Annotated in this window: 22 protein-coding genes; 13 read left to right on the top strand and 9 right to left on the bottom strand. The window is 74.4% G+C overall.

The window, feature by feature from the left end; all coding sequences use genetic code 11:
• The first annotated feature begins 13 nt into the window (after positions 1 to 13).
• Together IPM45_07100 and IPM45_07095 are read left to right on the top strand one after the other, a co-directional pair.
• Entirely contained in the window at positions 14 to 388 is a 375-nt protein-coding gene (locus tag IPM45_07100) for a DUF4234 domain-containing protein (protein MBK9179334.1), read from the top strand.
• Positions 389 to 398: 10 nt separating this feature from the next.
• A complete protein-coding gene (locus IPM45_07095) occupies positions 399 to 1,733 on the top strand; it encodes a DUF1446 domain-containing protein (protein ID MBK9179333.1) in 1,335 nt (444 codons plus the stop codon).
• A 15-nt stretch (positions 1,734 to 1,748) separates the two neighbouring features.
• On the opposite strand, the gene IPM45_07090 is transcribed toward IPM45_07095, so the two are convergent.
• Entirely contained in the window at positions 1,749 to 2,213 is a 465-nt protein-coding gene (locus IPM45_07090; protein ID MBK9179332.1) for a histidine phosphatase family protein, read from the bottom strand.
• Positions 2,214 to 2,274: 61 nt separating this feature from the next.
• Here IPM45_07090 and IPM45_07085 point away from each other — a divergent pair, with 61 nt between their 5' ends.
• Positions 2,275 to 2,652 (top strand): hypothetical protein, encoded by a 378-nt coding sequence (locus tag IPM45_07085; GenBank protein ID MBK9179331.1) that lies wholly within the window; start codon positions 2,275 to 2,277, stop codon positions 2,650 to 2,652.
• Positions 2,653 to 2,657: 5 nt separating this feature from the next.
• Here IPM45_07085 and IPM45_07080 read toward each other — a convergent pair whose 3' ends face one another.
• Positions 2,658 to 3,782: a cysteine desulfurase gene (locus tag IPM45_07080; GenBank protein ID MBK9179330.1), complete on the bottom strand. Its 1,125-nt coding sequence runs from the start codon at positions 3,780 to 3,782 to the stop codon at positions 2,658 to 2,660.
• Between the two features lie 46 nt (positions 3,783 to 3,828).
• Entirely contained in the window at positions 3,829 to 4,548 is a 720-nt protein-coding gene (locus IPM45_07075; GenBank protein MBK9179329.1) for a helix-turn-helix domain-containing protein, read from the bottom strand.
• 44 nt (positions 4,549 to 4,592) lie between these two features.
• On the opposite strand from IPM45_07075, the gene IPM45_07070 reads away from it, so the two are divergent.
• The 6 genes from IPM45_07070 (at position 4,593) to IPM45_07045 (ending at position 10,129) form a co-directional block, all read left to right on the top strand.
• Positions 4,593 to 5,735, top strand: coding sequence for an Mrp/NBP35 family ATP-binding protein (locus IPM45_07070; GenBank protein ID MBK9179328.1), 1,143 nt, complete (start codon positions 4,593 to 4,595; stop codon positions 5,733 to 5,735).
• Positions 5,736 to 5,832: 97 nt separating this feature from the next.
• Positions 5,833 to 6,069, top strand: a complete 237-nt coding sequence (locus IPM45_07065) for a DUF3107 domain-containing protein (GenBank protein MBK9179327.1) — start codon at positions 5,833 to 5,835, stop codon at positions 6,067 to 6,069.
• Between the two features lie 40 nt (positions 6,070 to 6,109).
• Entirely contained in the window at positions 6,110 to 7,060 is a 951-nt protein-coding gene (locus tag IPM45_07060; protein ID MBK9179326.1) for an ArsA family ATPase, read from the top strand.
• Positions 7,060 to 8,259 carry an ArsA family ATPase gene (locus IPM45_07055; protein ID MBK9179325.1) on the top strand — a complete coding sequence of 400 codons (1,200 nt, stop codon included), beginning with the start codon at positions 7,060 to 7,062 and terminating at the stop codon, positions 8,257 to 8,259. The genes IPM45_07060 and IPM45_07055 overlap by 1 nt, the downstream gene beginning before the upstream one ends.
• Positions 8,260 to 8,416: 157 nt before the next feature.
• Positions 8,417 to 8,587 (top strand): hypothetical protein, encoded by a 171-nt coding sequence (locus tag IPM45_07050; GenBank protein ID MBK9179324.1) that lies wholly within the window; start codon positions 8,417 to 8,419, stop codon positions 8,585 to 8,587.
• Between the two features lie 54 nt (positions 8,588 to 8,641).
• Positions 8,642 to 10,129: a sensor histidine kinase gene (locus tag IPM45_07045; protein ID MBK9179323.1), complete on the top strand. Its 1,488-nt coding sequence runs from the start codon at positions 8,642 to 8,644 to the stop codon at positions 10,127 to 10,129.
• A 38-nt stretch (positions 10,130 to 10,167) separates the two neighbouring features.
• Here the strand turns inward: IPM45_07045 and IPM45_07040 are convergent, their stop codons facing one another.
• Positions 10,168 to 10,428: a WhiB family transcriptional regulator gene (locus IPM45_07040; protein ID MBK9179322.1), complete on the bottom strand. Its 261-nt coding sequence runs from the start codon at positions 10,426 to 10,428 to the stop codon at positions 10,168 to 10,170.
• Positions 10,429 to 10,653: 225 nt separating this feature from the next.
• Here IPM45_07040 and IPM45_07035 point away from each other — a divergent pair, with 225 nt between their 5' ends.
• Positions 10,654 to 11,340, top strand: coding sequence for a glycerophosphodiester phosphodiesterase (locus tag IPM45_07035; GenBank protein MBK9179321.1), 687 nt, complete (start codon positions 10,654 to 10,656; stop codon positions 11,338 to 11,340).
• Between the two features lie 69 nt (positions 11,341 to 11,409).
• Here IPM45_07035 and IPM45_07030 read toward each other — a convergent pair whose 3' ends face one another.
• Positions 11,410 to 12,399, bottom strand: coding sequence for an NAD(+)/NADH kinase (locus IPM45_07030; protein MBK9179320.1), 990 nt, complete (start codon positions 12,397 to 12,399; stop codon positions 11,410 to 11,412).
• A gap of 2 nt (positions 12,400 to 12,401) precedes the next feature.
• On the opposite strand from IPM45_07030, the gene IPM45_07025 reads away from it, so the two are divergent.
• The 3 genes from IPM45_07025 to IPM45_07015 all read left to right on the top strand — a co-directional run bounded on the left by IPM45_07025 (position 12,402) and on the right by IPM45_07015 (position 15,637).
• On the top strand, positions 12,402 to 13,184 hold the full coding sequence (locus tag IPM45_07025; protein MBK9179319.1) for an electron transfer flavoprotein subunit beta/FixA family protein: 783 nt from the start codon (positions 12,402 to 12,404) through the stop codon (positions 13,182 to 13,184).
• Positions 13,185 to 13,197: 13 nt separating this feature from the next.
• Positions 13,198 to 14,169: an electron transfer flavoprotein subunit alpha/FixB family protein gene (locus IPM45_07020; GenBank protein ID MBK9179318.1), complete on the top strand. Its 972-nt coding sequence runs from the start codon at positions 13,198 to 13,200 to the stop codon at positions 14,167 to 14,169.
• 163 nt (positions 14,170 to 14,332) lie between these two features.
• Positions 14,333 to 15,637, top strand: a complete 1,305-nt coding sequence (locus tag IPM45_07015) for an FAD-binding protein (GenBank protein MBK9179317.1) — start codon at positions 14,333 to 14,335, stop codon at positions 15,635 to 15,637.
• Positions 15,638 to 15,676: 39 nt separating this feature from the next.
• On the opposite strand, the gene IPM45_07010 is transcribed toward IPM45_07015, so the two are convergent.
• From IPM45_07010 to IPM45_06995, 4 genes are read right to left on the bottom strand one after another with little or no spacing between them, the layout of a single operon-like run.
• Positions 15,677 to 16,660, bottom strand: coding sequence for a hypothetical protein (locus IPM45_07010; protein MBK9179316.1), 984 nt, complete (start codon positions 16,658 to 16,660; stop codon positions 15,677 to 15,679).
• Between the two features lie 4 nt (positions 16,661 to 16,664).
• Positions 16,665 to 17,324 carry an SCO1664 family protein gene (locus IPM45_07005; GenBank protein ID MBK9179315.1) on the bottom strand — a complete coding sequence of 220 codons (660 nt, stop codon included), beginning with the start codon at positions 17,322 to 17,324 and terminating at the stop codon, positions 16,665 to 16,667.
• 56 nt (positions 17,325 to 17,380) lie between these two features.
• Positions 17,381 to 17,881, bottom strand: coding sequence for a DUF3090 family protein (locus tag IPM45_07000; GenBank protein ID MBK9179314.1), 501 nt, complete (start codon positions 17,879 to 17,881; stop codon positions 17,381 to 17,383).
• Positions 17,878 to 18,525 carry an MSMEG_4193 family putative phosphomutase gene (locus IPM45_06995; protein ID MBK9179313.1) on the bottom strand — a complete coding sequence of 216 codons (648 nt, stop codon included), beginning with the start codon at positions 18,523 to 18,525 and terminating at the stop codon, positions 17,878 to 17,880. Before IPM45_06995 ends, IPM45_07000 begins: the two co-directional genes overlap by 4 nt.
• Positions 18,526 to 18,536 lie beyond the last annotated feature (11 nt).

The following is an 18,536-nucleotide window of genomic DNA, read 5'->3' as shown; positions in this document are numbered from 1 at the left end:
TTAGGGTTCGCGCATGGCTCAGAACCTGGCACGTCCCGTCGGCAAGCTCCGCTCGCCCGTCCTGGTGATCGTCTTCTCGATCATCACGTTCGGGATCTACACGCTCTACTGGGCGTTCAAGACGGGCAAGGAGATGAAGGACTACTCGGGCAACGGCCTGGGCGGCGGTGTCAGCCTGGTGATCGCCCTGTTCATCTTCATCGTGCTGATGTTCACCATGCCGGGCGAGGTGAAGGCCCTCTACGAGAGCGACGGCGCGGAGTCGCCCGTGAGCACGAAGACCGGCTTCTGGTTCCTCCTGCCGCTCATCGGGGGGATCATCTGGTGGGTGAAGGTGCAGAGCGCCCTCAACACCTTCTGGGAGTCGAAGGGCGCGACGGCCGCCTGAGGGTCGCGCCGTGACGGTCCGGCTGGGTGGCGGGCAGGGGTTCTACGGCGACGGGCTCGCGCCCGTCGCCGACCTGCTCGCCGCCGGCGTCGACTACCTCGTGTGCGAGGCCTTGGCCGAACTCACCCTGGCCATCCTGCAGAAGGACCGCCAGCGCGACGAGTCGCTCGGCTACACGCGCGACCTGCCCCGTTACGTGGGGGCGGCGCTGCCGTGGCTGGCCGACGGCCGCACCCGCCTCATCACCAACGCCGGCGGCATCAACCCGGTCGCCGCGGGGCGGGCGGTGGTGGGGGCGCTCAAGGAGGCCGGGCTCGGCGGGCTGAAGGTGGCGACGGTGGTCGGCGACGACGTGAAGCCGCACGCCGCCGCGCTGGGCCTGCCCGACGACGCCCTGTTCGCCAACGCCTACCTCGGCGCCCGCCCGATCGTGGAGGCGCTGGGCCGGGGCGCCCACGTGGTGGTGACGGGGCGGGTGGCCGACGCCTCGCTGTTCCTGGCCCCCCTGGTGCACGAGCACGGCTGGGCGTGGGACGACTGGGACCGCCTGGCCGCGGGGGTGGTGGTCGGCCACCTGCTCGAGTGCTCGGGGCAGGTCACCGGTGGCAACTACTCGGGCGCGTGGTGGGACAACCCCGACCCCCTCCGGGTCGCGTTCCCGATCGCCGAGGTGGAGGCCGACGGCACCGCGGTGATCACCAAGCCGCCCCAGGCCGGCGGCATGGTCACGTTCGACACGGTGCGGGAGCAGCTGCTGTACGAGGTGCACGACCCCCGCCGCTACCTCAACCCCGACGTCACCGCCGACTTCACGTCGCTCACGCTCACCGACCTGGGCGGCGACCGGGTCCGGGTCACCGGCGTGCGGGGGTCGGCGCCGCCGCCCACGTACAAGGCCCTGGTCTGCACGCCTGCGGGCTGGGCCGGCGAGGCCCGGCTGGCCTACTCGTGGCCCGATGCCGAGGCCAAGGCCCGTGCCGCCCTCCGGTTCGTCCGCCAGCGGGCCGAGGCCGGCGGCGTGCCGGTCGAGGAGTGGTGCGAGGAGTACTTCGGGGTCGACGCGTTCCACGGCCCGGCCGCGGCCGACGACGTGGCCGCCGCCGATGCCGCCGGCTGGGAGCCGGGCGAGGTGGTCGGGCGGCTGGCATGGCGCACCGCCGACCCGGCGAGCGCGGCCCGGGTGGGTGCCGACCTCGGCGTGCTGGGCCTGTCGGGGCCGCCCATGATCTCGGGCACCGGGCGGGCCCGGGACGGCCGGCCCACCCAGCTGCTCGCCGTCGACCCCGTGGCCGTGCCCCGTGACCTGGTCGACGCCCAGGTGCGCGTGGAGGTCACCGAGGGCTGAGGGGCCGGCCGGGGGTCAGGCGTCGGGCGGCGGGAGCGCCCGTGCCCGAACCGGCGACCCGCCGTTCACCTCGATGATCCAGGTGGACCCCTTCCGCCAGTCGGTCTCGCCCTGTACCTCGAGGCCGTGCGCGCGGAGGTGGCCGATCAGGTCGGGGATCACGTCGCCGTGGCTGCACAGCACCAGGTCGTCCTCGCCCGCGGCGCGGATCAGCTCGACGACCGGCTCGGGCGGCTCCCCCTCGGCCAGCTCCGGCGCCTCCTCGACCTCCAGCCCGAGGTGCCGGGCGAGGGGCAGCACCGTGTCGGTGCAGCGTCGGTAGGGGCTCGAGACGATGCGCTTGGGCTCGGCGTCGCGCAGCACCTGGACGAGCGCCTTGGCCTGGCGGCGTCCGGACTTGGTGAGCGGCCGGGCCTCGTCGGACCCGACCCACTCGCTCCGGCTGCCGGCCTTGGCGTGTCGGACGAGGTAGACGGTCATGGGAGGTCCCGATGCTACCCGTCGCCCCTGCCGTGGCCAGCGCGCCGGTACAGTCCCGGCCGTGGCCCGCATCCAGCTCCGAGACCTGTGCGGTGTTCGCTCCGGCGACAAGGGCGACAGCAGCGACCTCACCCTGTTCGCCGACGACGCGGCGGCCTACGCGGCGCTGCGCGAGGTGGTCACGGCCGACGTGGTGCGGGCGCACTTCGGCGCGCTCGTCGCCGGCCCCGTCGAGCGGTTCGAGGCGCCCAACGTGCTGGCGCTCAAGTTCGTTCTCCACGGCGCCCTCGGCGGCGGCGGCCCCCGCTCGCTGCGCGCCGACAACCTGGGCAAGGCCCTGGGTGGTGGGCTGCTGCGGCTGTGGGTCGAGGTCCCGGACGACGTGGCCGCCGGCGCCCGTCGGCGCCACGCGCCGCTCGACCGCACGCCGCCGGCCTGAGCGGGCTACCCGGCGCCGAGGGCGCGCAGTCGGGCGAGCACCCGCGGCAGGGCGTCGAGGAAGGCGTCGACGTCGGCGTCGGTGCTCGTCCAGCCGACGGAGACCCGCAGCGAGTGGTGGGCATCGATCCCCATGGCCTCCAGCACCGGGGACGGCTCGAGGTGCTCGGACGCGCAGGCGCTGCCCGAGTGCACCGCGACGCCGGCCTGGTCGAGGCCGAGGAGGACGGCCTGCGGCTCGACCCCCTCGGTCCCCAGGCAGACCAGGTGCGGCAACCGGCCGACAGGGTCGCCGTGGACGGCCACACCCGGGAGCGGGGCCACGCCGGCGAGGAGGCGCTCGGTCAGGCGCCGGGCCGCGGCCTGCTCCTCGTGGAGCCGGGCCTGGCCGTGGTCGGCCAGGGCGGCGCAGGCCGCGCCCCAGCCGACGATGGCCGGCACGTTCTCGAAGCCGGCGCGCCGGGCCCGCTCCTGGTCGCCGCCCACCAGCAGCGGGCGCAGGCGCAGGCCCCGCCGCACGAGCAGCGCGCCCACGCCCGGCGGCCCGCCCATCTTGTGGGCGCTGACGCTGAGCAGGTCGGCGCCCAATTCGTCGAACGCGATGGGCAGGTGCCCCGCGGCCTGGGCGGCGTCGACGTGGACGAGCACGCCCCGCTCGCGGCAGGCGTCGACCACCTCGCCCACGGGCTGGAGGGTACCGACCTCGTGGTTGCCCCACTGCAGGTGCACCATGGCCGTGTCGGGCCCCACGGCCGCGAGCACTGCCTCCGGGTCGACCCGCCCCTGGCCGTCGACCCCGACCGCCGTGGTCCGGCGGTGCTGGGCCGCCCTGCGGACGGCGGAGTGCTCGACCGCAGGGACCACCTGGTCCTCGCCCCGCCCGGCCGCGCCCCACACCGCGGCGGCGATGGCCTCGGTGGCCCCGCTGGTGAACACCACCTCCCGGCTGCGGGCGCCGAGCAGGGCGGCAACCTGCTCCCGCGCGACCTCCACCGCGACGCGGGCGGCGTGACCTTCGGTGTGGATCCTGGCCGGGTCGGCGGCCGGCCCCCGGAGGCAGGCGACCATGGCCTCGACGACCTCGGGCCGGGTGGGCGAGGTGGAGGCGTGATCGAGGTAGTGCCGGGGCATCGCCACCAGGCTAGGGACGGCAGCGACCCTTGGCGGCCCGCCCGGATCAGAAGCCGGTGACGCAGACCTCGTCGCCCTGCGGGCGGGACGAGCGGATCTGGGGCGTGGCGTCGGGCCCGTAGAGCCCCTCGAGCATCCCCCGCACCAGGCCCCGGTCGACCGCGCACATCACCGGGTGCTGCACGGCCGTCTCGCCGAAGGGGCAGTGCTCGCTCACCAGCAGCAGCCGGCTGCCGCGCTCCTCGGTGTGGGCCGCGAAGCCGTGGGCGGTGAGGGCGTCGGCTACGGCGTGCAGCGACGCCCGGAAGCTGCGGTGGCTCTCGTCGGGCGACATGGCCGACGCCAGGCCGCGGCCGTACTCCACGCCGACCTCCTCGGCCATGGTCCGGGCCTGGTCGGCCGGCAGGAGGCTCAGGGCCCGGCCCAGCAGGGTGAGCACCAGGTCGTCGCGGCGCACCGGCAGCTCGAGGGCGGCGTCCCGCTCGGCCAGCCGGTACCGCTTCGACGGACGGCCGGCGCCGGCATGCTCACCCCGCTCGACCGTGACCTCCAGGTAGCCGCCGGCCGCCAGCTTGTCGAGGTGGTGGCGGGCCACGTTGGGGTGCAGCTCGAAGCGCTCGGCGACCTCGGCGGCGGTGACGCCTCGATCGCCCTCGTGGGCGAAGAGGTAGATCTGGCGGCGGGTGGGATCGCCGAAGGCGCTGGTGATCGCCGTGACCACGGCCGAGAACTCGCTCGGGTCCGGGGTGGGGGGCTGGGGATCCACGCCGGTATTCTACCTATTCGCGTAGGAGAAATCGGAGGCCCGCGATGTCCGTGACCGAAGCCGAGGTGATCGAGGCCCTCCGGCCCGTGGAGGACCCGGAGCTGCACCGCAGCATCGTCGACCTCGGGATGGTGCGGCAGGTCCGGGTCGAGGGCGATCGGGTCGACGTGCTCGTGGCGCTCACGGTGGCCGGCTGCCCCCTGCGCGCCGAGATCTCCAGCCGGGTGACCGGGGCCGTCCAGGCGCTCCCGGGGGTGGCCGGCGTGGGGCTCGACTTCACGGTGATGACCGACGACGAGCGGGCCGCCCTGCGCCAGCGCCTCCACGGCGACCCGGCCGCCACCGCCGGCTCGCAGCCGTCGCACGGCCACGCCGAGGGCCGCGCCGTCCCCTTCGCCCAGCCCGGCTCGCGCACCCGCTGCCTGCTCGTGGCCTCGGGCAAGGGCGGCGTGGGCAAGAGCTCGGTCACCGTCAACCTGGCCGTGGCGCTGGCCCAGCGGGGCCACCGGGTGGCCGTGGTGGACGCCGACGTGTGGGGGTTCTCGATCCCGCGCATGTTGGGCGTCGACCGCCAGCCGGTGGTGATCGACTCGATGCTGGTGCCGCCCGAGCGCTACGGGGTCTCGTGCATCTCGATGGGCTTCTTCGTGCGCGAGGACCAGCCGGTGATCTGGCGGGGGCCGATGCTGCACAAGGCCCTGGAGCAGTTCCTCACCGACGTCTACTGGGACGAGCCCGACTTCCTCGTCGTCGATCTGCCGCCGGGCACCGGCGACATCTCGATCTCGCTGGCCCAGTTCCTGCCCCGTGCCGAGGCCTACGTGGTGACCACGCCGCAGCCGGCCGCCCAGAAGGTGGCCCAGCGGGCGGCCTTCATGTTCGAGAAGGTGCACGTCGAGGTGAAGGGCGTCATCGAGAACATGAGCTGGTTCGCCGGCGACGACGGCACCCGCTACGAGCTGTTCGGCGCGGGCGGGGGCCGCGAGCTGGCCGAGCAGCTCGAGGTGCCGCTCCTCGGCCAGGTGCCGCTCGTGCCCGCCCTGCGCGAGGGGGGCGACGAGGGGCGCCCCATCACCGCCGTCGACCCGGGCAGCGAGGCCGCCGAGGCCTTCCGCTCGGTGGCCGAGCGCATCGACGTCGAGCTGGCCCCCACCCGCCGCCACCACCCGCAGCTGCGGATCGTCTGAGCACCGTCCCCGCCGACACCCCGGCGGGCCGGCTCGTGGGGGACCCGCGGTGGCGGGCCTACCATGACGGCCGCCTGTCCATCCGAGGAGGATCCACGTGGACGTCCGCATCGGGGTGACCCACTCGCCCAAGGAGATCGCCCTCGAGCTCCCCGAGGACACCGACCGGGAGCAGCTCCGCAACCACATCGCGGGGGCGCTCGGCGACGACGATGCCGTGCTGTGGCTCACCGACCGTCGCGGCCGGCAGGTGGGGGTGCCGTCGAGCAAGGTCGCCTACGTGGAGATCGGCTCGCCCGAGGACGACCGCCGCATCGGATTCGGCGCCCCGTGATCCCGACCGCCGGCCGCCGGCGCGGGCGTCCCGCCCGTCGGTGACCGTCGACCTGCTCTCGCGCCGCCTGCTGTTCGTCACCGGCAAGGGCGGCGTCGGGAAGACGACCGTCGCGGCTGCCCTCGGTCTGCTGGCCGCCGAGCGTGGCCGGCGCACGCTGGTGTGCGAGGTCGACGCCAAGGGCAACCTCGCCGACTTCCTCGAGGTGGGCCGGCTGACCTTCGCCCCGCGGGCGGTGCAGGACGGGCTGCTGGCCATGGCGATGGACACCGAGCAGTCGCTCAAGGAGTACCTGAGCCTGCAGCTGCGGATCCCCCTCGTGGCCCGCATCGGCCCCCTCGCCCGGACCCTCGACTTCGTGGCCAACGCCGCCCCCGGCGTGAAGGAGATCCTCACCGTCGGGAAGCTGTGCTGGGAGGTGCGCGAGCGCCACTACGACCTGGTCGTGGTGGATGCTCCCGCCAGCGGCCACATCGTGGGCCAGCTCGCGGCCCCCCAGGGGATCAACGAGCTCGTGAAGGTGGGGATGGTGCGTGACCAGACACGCTGGATGCTCGACCTGCTCGAGGACCCGGCCACCACCGGCGCGGTGATCGTGGCCGCCCCCGAGGAGATGCCCGTCAACGAGACGATCGAGCTGGCCGGTCGGATCGAGCAGGAGACCACCGTCGATCTGGCCGCGATCGTGGTGAACCGGGTCCTGCCGGAGCTGTTCGGGCGGGCCGAGGAAGAGGTGTTCGAGCGCCTGCGTGTGGCGCCGGCGGTCGACCGTCTCGGCCTCGCCGTGGGCGGGGCGGTGACGCCGGTGCTCGACGCCGCCGAGCTGGCCGTCACCCTCCGGCGCACCCGCGCCGGCCACCTGGGCCGCCTCCGGGAGGCCCTCGATCCGGCGCTGCCCCTGTTGTACGTGCCCGAGCTGTTCACCCGCTCGCACGGCGTGCGCGCCACCCGGCAGGTGGCCGAGGCGCTGGGCGAGGAGCTGGGGTACTGATGGCCCGCCGCCGGGCCGCCGGTGCGGGTGCCGGTGCCGGTGCCGGTGCCGGTGCCGCCGGGTCGCTCGAGCAGCTCCTCGCGGCCAAGGAGGTCGTGATCAGCTGCGGCTCCGGTGGGGTCGGCAAGACCACCGCGGCGGCGGCCATGGCGGCCATGGCGGCCGTGCACCTGGGCGGGAAGGTGCTGGTGGTCACCGTCGACCCGGCCCGGCGGCTGGCCAACGCCCTCGGGCTCGAGGCCTTCGGCAACGTGGAGAGGCAGGTGCCGGCCGAAGCCTTCCGGGCTGCGGGCGTGGAGCCGCGTGGTGAGCTGTGGGCGGCCATGCTCGACACCAAGCAGAGCTGGGACGACCTCGTCGGCCGGCACGCCCCCGACGCCCCCACCCGCGACGCGATCCTGTCCAACCCGCTGTACCAGAACATCACGGGCCGCTTCGTCCAGAGCCACGACTACATCGCGATGGAGCGGCTGTACGAGATCCACACGTCGGGCACCTACGACCTGGTCGTGGTCGACACCCCGCCCACCCGCAACGCCCTCGACTTCCTCGAGGCCCCGCAACGGATGGCCGACTTCTTCGGCAGCCGCCTGCTCCGCTGGCTCACCGTGCCCTACCGCTCGCGCGTGATCACGTTCGCCTCCAGGCCCTTCTACACCGTCGCCGACCGGATCCTCGGCTCGCAGTTCCTGGAGGACATCGCCGAGTTCTTCACCCTGTTCCAGTCGATGTACGCCGGGTTCGTGACCCGCGCCGAGGCCGTGAGCCGCGTGCTGGCCGATCGCCGGACCACGTTCGTGGTGGTGAGCACCCTGGAGGCCGCGCCGCTGCGAGAGGCCGAGTTCTTCATGGACGCGCTGGGCGAGCGGGGTCTGCACCTCGGCGGGCTCGTGCTGAACAAGGTGCTCCCCGACCTGCTCCTCGACGCGGCCTCGACCGGCGTGGCCCAGCGCCTGGTGGCCGACCCCGCCGGGGTGGCCGCCGCGGTCGGCGCCGAGGCCGGGCCGCCCGACCAGGTGGCGAGGGTGCTGGCCGAGGTGGGGGAGAGCTTCCTCAAGTTCCAGGTCGTCGCCATGCGGGAGGCCGAACAGCGCGCCGAGCTGGCCCGCCAGCCCGACGTGGTGGTGAGCGTCCCCTACTTCGACCACGACATCTACGACCTGGCCGGGCTGCTCGAGCTGGGCGGTCGCCTCTGGTGACGGGCTGCGGTTGCGCGTACACTGAACGTGGTGACCAGGGCGTGACCGGGCAGCCGGTGACCTGGTCTCGGAGGCACGGATGGCAGCGTTGTGGCGCAAGCGAGCCCGGCCCGGGGCGCCGGCTCGGTCGTCCCCTCCGGCTGGCGCGCCGCGAGCCGTGTTCGGACTGCCCACACGATGCCCGCACTGCGCGACGCCCGGCTACCTCGACCGCATCGACCTGGTCGACGGGGTGATGTACCAGCACTGCCCCAGCTGCTCGTACCGGTGGCAGACCACCGAGGCCGAGCTGCTGTCCGGCGACCTCCCCGAGGCGCCGCCGGGCTGAGCGGCGCGGGGGCCAGGATCCGTTGCGGCCGGGTGGCCGCCGTAGCATGAGCGGGTGGCATCGCTCGCCGAGCTCTGCCGGCTGCACACCACGCTGAGCCGCGACGAGGTCGGTCACCTCCAGCGGCTGGTCGCCTCGTGGGGGCTCGTGGCCGACCTGTGCTTCTCCGATCTCCTCCTGTTCGCGCCCATGGCGAGCCGCCCCGGCGGGTTGGTCGTCCTGGGGCAGATCCGGCCGACGACCAGCCAGACGCTCTACCGGGCCGACCGGGTGGGCCAGGTGCTCCCGGCCGCGGCCCGGCCCCTGGTCGCCGAGGCCTGGCGCGACGCCCGGATCGTCGACGGCGTGCTGCGGCCGGCCACCGAGGAGGAGCCGGTCGAGGAGACGGCGATCCCGGTGTGCCGGCGGGGCAAGGTGCTCGGCGTGGTCACGCGCGACGTCGGCCGCCACGAGGTCCGTCAGCCGGGCGAGCTCGAGCGGGCCTACCTGGGTGTGTTCGCCCGCCTGGCCGACATGATCGCCGCCGGCGAGTTCCCCTTCGCCGACGACGTCGGTCCCAGCGAGCAGGCGCCCCGTGTGGGCGACGGGGTGTTCCTGCTCGACGCCGCCGGGCGGGTGGCGTACGCCTCGCCCAACGCGATGTCGGCCCTCCACCGCATGGGCGTGCACGCCAACGCCGCGGGCCAGCTGCTCGGCGAGCTCGGCGTCGACGACGGCGCCGTGCGGCGGGCGTTCGTGCTGGCCGCGCCGGTGACGGAGGAGCTGGAGGCCGGCCCCGAGGTCACGATGCTGGCGCGCTGCATCCCGCTGCTCCGCAACGGCCAGGTCACGGGCGGCGTCGTGCTCGTGCGGGACATCTCGGAGGTGCGTCGTCGTGACCGGATGCTGGTGTCGAAGGACGCCACGATCCGCGAGATCCACCACCGGGTGAAGAACAACCTGCAGACGATCTCGTCCCTCCTGCGCCTCCAGGTCAGGCGGTTGGCGTCGGCCGAGGCCAGGGCCGCGGTGGAGGAGTCGGTGCGGCGGATCCGGGCGATCGCCCTGGTGCACGAGACGCTCGCGCACGAGGCCGGCGACGATGTGGCCTTCCTCGAGATCGTCCGGCCGCTGGCCCGAATGGTCGAGGAGGGCCTGGCCTCACCGGAGCGCCCCGTGCGCATCCGCGTGGAGGGCGACGGCGGCAAGCTGCCGGCGGCGGTGGCCACCCCGCTGGCCGTCGTGATCACCGAGCTCCTGCAGAACACGGTGGAGCACGCCTACCCCGACGACGGCGACGGCTCGGGCGCACCCGCCGGCCGGGTGGTCGTCGAGCTGGCGAACGACGGCGCCCGGGTCACCGTCCGGGTGGTGGACGACGGCGCCGGGCTGCCGCCCGGGTTCACCCTCGACCGGGGCGCCGGTCTGGGGCTGACCATCGTGCGCACGCTCGTCGACAGCGAGCTGGGCGGGGAGATCGAGCTGCGACCGGGCCGCCCCACGGGGACCGTGGCGGAGGTGCGGGTGCCCCTGGGGGTGGTGTTGCCGGGAGCGGTCCCCTGACGTCCGCACCGGCAGCGGGGGCGCCGGGCGGGACGGTGCTAGGAGGCGCGGCGCTGGCGGGCCAGCCACGCCTTGCGAAGCTTGCGGCGCTCCTCCTCGGAGGTGCCACCCCAGATGCCGGAGTCCTGGTTCGTGGCCAGCGCGAACTCGAGGCACGACGACTGGGCGTCGCACTCGCCGCACACGGCCTTGGCCGCAGCGATCTGCTCCAGTGCCGGCCCGGTGGTGCCGACCGGGAAGAACAGGTCGGGATCCGTGTCGCGACAAGCGGCGCTCTCCCGCCAGTCGGTCGGCTGCATGGACAGGACGAGACCAGGAGCCAGGGACACGCTGACCTCCACCCGAGCGGTTCGTGACCGATTCGTGACTGCGTTCACATGCGACCGCCGCACCAGTGGCGGGTCGCTGCGCAAGAGGCGAGGGTAAACCCATCTGATGCACATGACAAGGGCCTATCCGTCAGACATCCGTAACTGCGTCGTCACGACCGGTCCGGTGGTCCGACCCGGCACCGCGGGCCGCCGATGACCACCGTCATCGCCCACCGGGGTGCCTCGCGGGCGGCGCCGGAGAACACCCTGGAGGCCTTCCGCCTGGCCCGCCGCCAGGGCGCGGACATGGTGGAGCTCGACGTCCGGCGGACCGCCGACGGGGTGCTGGTGGTGCACCACGACGCGTGGCTCGCCGACGGCATCCCGATCGTGGCCGTGGCCGCGGCCGACCTGCCGCCCCGCGTCCCCGGTCTGGCCGACGCCCTGGCCGCCTGCGAGGGGATGGGGGTGAACATCGAGATCAAGAACCTGCCGGGCGAACCGGACTTCGACGACGGCGACGCCGTCGCCCTCGCCGTGGCCGCCGCCGTCACCGACCTCGGCCTGGCCGACCGGATCCTGGTGTCGTCGTTCAACCTCCGCACCGTCGACACCGTCCACGTGTCCGCGCCCGAGCTGGCCACCGCCTGGCTGCTGGTGAGCGTCCCCGACGTGGCCGAGACCGTCGAGCGCACGGCGCGCCACGGCCACCGGGCCCTCCACCCCCACGACGCGCTGGTCGACGCCGCCCTGGTCGATGCCTGCCACCGCGCCGGGCTCGCGGTGAACGTCTGGACCGTGGACGACCCCGAGCGGATCCGCGCCCTGGCGGCGATGGGCGTCGACGGGATCTGCACCAACGTGCCCGACGTCGCCCTCGCCGCCCTCGGCCGCACCTAGGAGCGCGCGTCCTGTGCACCGGAACGATCGGAATCCGACCGCCGGCGTGCACAGAACGCGAGACGGTCGTCAGCGGGGCGGGACGACCAGCGACAGCGCGTCGGGCTCGTGGTGCAGCTCGACCCGTTCGGTGTCCCCCAGGAAGTCGCCGTCGACCTGGTACGGGAAGGGGCCGTAGCCGTCGATCACCACGCGCCGCTGGTCGGGCGCGTAGACGACGTGGCGGCTGCGGCGGAGGTGCTCGCCCGAGGCCAGCGCCGAGGTCACGAGGCCGAGGAGCGGGACCACGGCGAGGGTGCGGAACACCACCATCGCCAGCGGCCGGTCCAGGGTGGCGTCGGGCGCCAGCTGCAGGGGTCGGTTGCCGAGGTAGGTGTACGGGTTGGAGTTCAGGCACAGCGCGAAGACGGCGTCGTCGACGATCCGGCCGTCGTCGAGGTGCACCGCGAAGCGCGGCCGGCGATGGTCGTAGTGGCGGAGCCAGGTGGTGATGGCCGACCAGACGAACAGCGGGTGACCCGCCCAGCGCTTGAACGTGTCGAGCCGCTCGACCTGCTCGACGACGGCGGCGTCGTAGCCGATGCCCACGTTGAAGCAGAAGTAGCGGCCGTTCACCGACCCCAGGCCGACGCGCCGGATCGACCGGCGGGCCAGGGCGTCGAGCAGCACGCCGGTGGCCTCGATCGGGTCGTTCGGGTAGCCGAGCGTGCGGGCGAACACGTTGGTGGAGCCGCCCGGCAGCGGCGCCAGCGCACAGCTCGTCCCGGCCAGGCCGTTGGCGGCCTCGTTGAGCGTGCCGTCGCCGCCCAGGGTGACGACCGCGTCGGCCCCCCGGCCGGCCGCGCCCCGTGCCAGGCGGGTCGCGTGGCCGCGCCGCGACGTCTCGGCGAGGGTCACGTCGTGGTCGGCGGCCAGCGCCTTCTGGATCACCACCCGCGTGCGGGCGGTGACCGACGAGGCCGAGGAGTTGACCAGCAGCAGGAGCTTCATCGGGGTGGGCCGGGAGAGCGGCGCGGCGCCGGGTTGGCCGCGGTCGCGCCCGGTGGACAACAATGCCACCCATGAACGTGGTCGTATGCGTGAAGCAGATCCCTGATCCGGCCGTCCCGGGCGAACTGGATCCCGCGACCAGCACGCTGAAGCGTGAAGGCAAGCTCATCCTCGACGAGTCCGACTCGTACGGCGTCGAGATGGCTCTGCAGCTGGTCGATGCCGCTGGGGGCGGTGAGGTGGCGCTGGTGTCGATGGCGCCGAACAGCGAGACGTCGGGTCTGCGCACGGCGCTGGCCATGGGCGCAGCCCGTGCCGTGCTCGTGAGCGACCCTGTCCTCGCCGGCTCGGACGCCCTCGGGACCGCCAAGGTGCTGGCCAAGGCGGTGGAGCGGGCGGGCCTGCCCGACCTCGTGCTGGCGGCCACCGAGTCGAGCGACGGCTACACCGGCACCACGCCGGAGCAGCTGGCCGCCCTGCTCGGCCTGCCCTCGATCACCTTCGCCAAGAAGGTCGAGGTGGCCGACGGCAAGGTGCGGGTGGAGCGCCAGACCGAGGCCGGCTACGACGAGGTCGAGTGCGCGCTGCCGGCACTCGTCACCGTGACGGCCGGCGTGGTCGAGCCCCGCTACCCCTCCTTCAAGGGGATCATGGCGGCCAAGTCGAAGCCCGTCGACGAGGTGGCCGTGGCCGACCTCGGCCTCGACGCCGCGAGCGTGGGCCAGGCCGGCGCCCGCCAGGAGATCGTGTCCGTCGCCGCCGCCGAGGCCCGGCAGGCCGGCGAGATCATCGAGGACGACGGCGAGGCCTACCTCAAGGTCGTCGCCTTCCTCGAGCAGCTCAAGGTCATCTGAGGAGGCCGACCGCATGTCCGTGTCCACCATCTGGGTCTACGCCGAGTCGGCCGACGGGGCGCCGACCTCGTCCACCCTCGAGCTGCTCACCAAGGCGCGCAGCCTGGGCGGCACCGTGGAGGCCTTCACCACCGCGGCCGACGCCGCCGCCATCGCGCCGGCGCTCGGCGCCCACGGCGCCACCAAGGTGTACGCCGCCGGTCCCCTCGGCGACGTCCTGCCGGGCGCCCCGGCAGCGGCCGCCATCGCCGCGCTGGTCGAGGCCGGCAACGGCCCCGACCTGCTGCTGTTCGCCACCTCCTACGAGGGCCGTGACACCATGGCCCGACTCTCGGCGGCGCTCGACCGCCCGGTGCTGACCAACAACGTCGAGGTGGCCCTCGACGGCGACTCGGTGGCCGTCACCACGCCCATCTTCGGCGGCAACACCCTCGTCACCACCCGGTTCACCGGCCCCGGGCCCTACCTGGCGTCGTTCCGGCCCAAGTCGTTCGCGGCCGAGGAGTCCGGGGGCGGGGCACCCGAGGTGGTGACGGTGGCCGTGCCCGACACCGGCGCGGCCGGCGCGACCACGGTGCTCGCCCGTCACGTCGAGGAGCGCAGCGGCCCCAAGCTCGACGAGGCCGCCGTGGTCGTGTCGGGCGGCCGAGGCCTCGGCGAGGCCGGCAAGTTCGACCTGGTGGAGCAGCTGGCCACGCTGCTCAAGGGCGCGCCCGGCGCGTCGCGGGCCATCGTCGATGCCGGCTGGGTGCCCTACGCCTACCAGGTGGGCCAGACCGGCAAGGTCGTGAAGCCCAACGTGTACATCGCCGCCGGGATCTCCGGCGCCACCCAGCACATGGTGGGGATGAAGGGCTCGAAGAACATCATCGCCATCAACAAGGACGCCGAGGCACCCATCTTCTCGGTGGCCGACCTCGGCATCGTGGGCGACGTGCACAAGGTGCTGCCCAAGCTGATCGAGGCGCTGCAGGCCAAGGGCTGAGACCCGTCCCGATGACGCGGCGCGGGGCGCCCGGGTCCACCGCCCGGGCGCCCCGCCGCGCGTCGTGCCGTCGGGCACGAGCACCGTCTCCCGGCCGCTGCGCCGGTGTGCCGGGCGCGTTCGGGCGCGGGCGGGGGTGACGGGACGGGTGCGCTCGCCTCGCGTGCCCACATGGACCAACTGGGCCCGGACGCAGGTGGCCGCGCCCCAGCGGCTCGATCGGCCGGCGAGCGAGGACGAGCTGGTGGCGCTGGTCCGTGCGGCTGCGGCCGTGGGCCAGCGGGTGAAGGTGGTGGGCTCGGGGCACTCGTTCACCGACATCGCCGTGACCGACGGGCGGCTCGTGCGACTCGACGCCTACGACCGGGTGCTGCGCACCGACCCGGCCCGCGGCACGGTGACGGTGCAGGCGGGCATCCCGCTGTGGCGCCTCAACGAGGAGCTCGACGCCCGGGGCCTGGCCCTGCCCAACCTGGGCGACGTGGCCTACCAGACCGTCGCCGGCGCCATCGCCACCGGCACCCATGGCACGGGGTCCCGGCTCGGGGGCCTGGCCACCTTCGTCACCGCCCTGCGCCTGGTGACCGGGGACGGGTCGACGATCGACTGCTCGGCCGACGAGGAGGGCGAGGTGTTCCACGCCGCCCGGGTCGGCCTCGGTGCGCTCGGCGCCGTGTCGACCGTGACGCTGCAGTGCGTGCCCGCGTTCCGCCTGCACGCGGTGGAGCGGCCCGAGCGGCTCGACCGCGTGCTCGCCGACCTCGACGCGGACGTCGACGGCAACGACCACGTCGAGCTCTACTGGGTTCCGCACACCCGCTGGGCCCTCACCAAGCGCAACAACCGCACCGACGCGCCCCCCTCGCCCCGCTCGGCGTGGCGCGAGTGGCGTGACGACGTGCTGTACCAGAACCTGCTGTTCGGGGCCGCGTGCCGGGCCGGCAGGATCCGCCCGTCGTGGATCCCGAGCCTCGTGCGGCGGGTGCCGTCGACCCGCACCGACCTCGTCGACGCCAGCCACCGGGTGTTCACCAGCCCGCGTCTCGTGCGGTTCGTCGAGATGGAGTACGCCATCCCCCGCGCGGCCGCAGCCGAGGCCCTGCGGCGCGTGGTCGACCTGGTCGAGACCACCGGGCTGTTGCTCAGCTTCCCCGTGGAGGTGCGCTTCACAGCCGCCGACGACATCCCGCTGTCGATGGCCCACGGCCGCGACACCTGCTTCATCGCGGTGCACGTCGACCGGGGCACGCCCTACCAGCAGTACTTCGAGGGCGTGGAGCAGATCATGGACGGCTATGGCGGCCGGCCCCACTGGGGCAAGGTGCACTTCCAGACGGCGGCCACCCTCGCGCCCAGGTACCCCGAGTGGGAGGCCTTCCAGGCCGTGCGGCGCCGCCTCGACCCGGCCGGGGTGTTCGCCAACCGCCACCTCGACCGGGTGCTCGGCCCCGTCGACCAGCGGGGCTAGGGCGCCCCGGCGTCGCCACCCGGGCCGGCGTCAGCCGCCTCAGGCGGCGTCGACCGCGGCGATGGCCCACGCCAGGCCGTGGGCGGGGTCGTCGACGGCGAGGCGGAGCTCCCACCCGGTGGCGGGCTCGGCCGCGTCCCAGGCCCACCAGCGCAGCTCGGCGGCGGCCCGGCCCAGCTCGTCGGGTGGCACGGGCCACTCGTCGAGCAGCCCGGCCAGCGCGGCCAGCGCCCACCAGGCGTCGAACCGCCCGCGGGCCGCGCCGCGCCGGCGGCCGTGGGCCCCGCCGCTGGCTCCCGCCCAGGCCAGCCCGGCCAGCGCGTCGGCCGCCGTGATCGCTGCGGCCCGGGCCCGGGGCGGGCCCAGCGCCGCCACCGCCGCGAGCGCATCGCCCTCGACGGCCACGACCTCGGCCCGGCCGTTCGACTCCGCGGTCCAGGCGCGGACCACCTCCAGCAGGGCGTGGGTCGCGTCGGGATCGTCGGCGGGTCGGCCCGGCCGGGGCAGCGCGACCGGGCTCGTCGGCGGCCGCTCGGGTGCGGGGAAGTCGGCGGTGTCGGCCCGGTAGACGGCGGTGGGGTACGCGGGCTCCCACGGTTGGAGGCGCAGGGGCAGCTCGAGCACCCGGGGGTCGACGCGGTCGTCGCCGGTCAGGTCCTCGCCCCGCACCACCCGCTCGTGGGCGGTCAGGGCCGCGAGCGGGCCCGGAGACAGGTGCGGGGCCAGCTCGGCCCACCGGTGGGTGCTCGCGGCCACCTCCGGGAGGGGGCCGAGCGCGAAGCGGCCGGTGCCCTCCACGAGCACCGAGGCCGCCCAGGGCCCGGGGGCGTCGAGGGCGAGGCGGTACTCGGCGAGCGATGCCGCCGGCCACAGCTGCTTGCCCCGCTCGAGGGCGCGGCGGCACCGGCCGCGCAGCTCGACCAGCGCGTCCCAGTCGCGGCGCTCGCAGAGGCGGTCGACCCACCGGACGAGCTCGTCGAGGTCGCCCTGCTCGACCGCCCGCTCGAGCGGCGATCGCTCCATCACGTCACACGAGCGGCCACGGGTAGCGCCTCCCGGTGGTGTCGATCGGGAACACCCCTTGGCGCAGCACCGCGGCGGCCCGGCGGACGACCATCTCGCACTCGTCGTCGTCGAGGAGCCCACCCAGGGCCGGAGGCGGCCCGCACTCGACCAGCCGGGTGAGGTCGTCGAGGAGCTCGGCCGGCACCTCCTCGCCGCCGAACTCCCAGATCACGGTCCGCAGCTTGGGCTCGGTCGAGAAGCACAGGCCGTTGTCGATCGCCCACACCCGCCCGTCGGTGCCCAGCAGGCAGTGGCCGCTCTTGCGATCGGTGTTGTTCATGAGGAGGTCGAAGACGCAGATCCGGCGCAGCTGCGGATGGAGGCCATCGTCCTCGTAGAGCGTGAAGTAGTGCTGCTCGAAGTCGGCGTCGACGAAGAGCTGCACCGAACCCTCGCCGAGGGTGCCGTCGCGCACCACCGTGGGAGGGACGATCCCCCACCCGAGCGCGACCGACAGCTCGAAGGCGGCGGCTTCGCGCCGGTGCAGGCCCGGCGGGAAGTCCCACAGCGGCCGCTCGCCCCGCACCGGCTTGTACACCGCCCGCGTCGTGGCGTCGCCGAGCCGCAGGTCGACCAGGAAGGTGGCGTTGGAGCTCCAGGGCATGCGGCCGACCACGTCCATGTCGCCCTCGGCGAGCAGGCCGAGGGGGTCGGGCTCAGCCGGCACCGACCGCTCCGTCAGTGCACCCCGTGGCCGTTGGTGCGGGGGCACACGTGGCCCTCGGGGTCCAGGGGCCGGCCGCACAGCCGGCAGGGCGGGCGGCCCCCGGCCACGGCCTCGCGGGCCCGGCGGACGAACATCGCCACCTGCGGATACGTGAGCCGGAACCGGGCCGACGCACCCTCCTCGCCGGCCTCGGCGTCGACCAGCTCCTCGGCCACCACCAGGATGCGCGCCTCGTCGGCCTCGACGGCGACGGCCAGCGAGCCCACCGCCCACTCGGCCACCACCGGCTCCTCGAGCCCGGGCGCGCTCTGCGAGGCCGCCGGTGGCGACGGCAGGTCGTCGAGGACCTGCTCGAGGTAGTCGGCCAGCGCCGTCACCTGGAGCTTCTCCACCTTGAGCGACACCAGGCCCCCCGGACCGCGGACCTGCAGGAAGAACGCCCGCTGGCCGGGCGGGCCGATCGAGCCGGTGGTGAACCGCTCGACCTCGGGCAGCTCGAAGGAGGCGCTCACGACGGCCGCAGGCCCTGCAGCCCGTCGGGCGGCGTGTTCACCGCCAGGACCACCGGCCCCTCGCCTCCGTACATCACCGAGGTCACCGAGCAGGGGCCCACCACCAGGCGCTGGAACAGATCGAGGTGGACGCCGAGGGCGTGGGCCACGGCCGCCTTGATCGGGTCGGCGTGGGACACCGCGACCACCACGCCGCCGGGATGGGCGTGGGTGATCCGGTCGACGGCGTCGACCATGCGCTGCTGCATCTCGGCGAACGACTCGCCGCCGGGGAAGCGGAAGCCGCTCGGGTAGTGGAGCACGGTGCGCCACTCCCTGAGCCGGCGCAGCACCTTGAGCTCCTGGCCGGTCCAGTCGCCGAAGTCGCACTCGACCAGGCCGCGCAGCACGTGCTGCTTCAGGCCCCGTGCCGCTGCGATCGGGGCCGCGGTCTCCCGGGTTCGCTCCATGGGCGAGGTGTACACGGCGTCGACGCGCGGCAGCGAGGCCAGCGACCGGGCGACGGCGTCGGCCTGGGCCTTTCCGGTGTCGGACAGGTGGAGGCCGGGCGCACGTCCCGGGAGGACCTTGCCGGTGCTGGGCGTCTGACCGTGCCGGACGAAGATCACGGTGGTGGGGCGCGTGGTCGAGGAGGAGGCAGCCATCGGTCGCCCGT

Source organism: Acidimicrobiales bacterium, assembly GCA_016716005.1.
In the GTDB taxonomy this organism is placed as follows: domain Bacteria; phylum Actinomycetota; class Acidimicrobiia; order Acidimicrobiales; family JADJXE01; genus JADJXE01.
The sequence above is the reverse complement of the archived record's forward strand: the minus strand, read 5'-3'. Positions and strand labels throughout refer to the sequence as shown.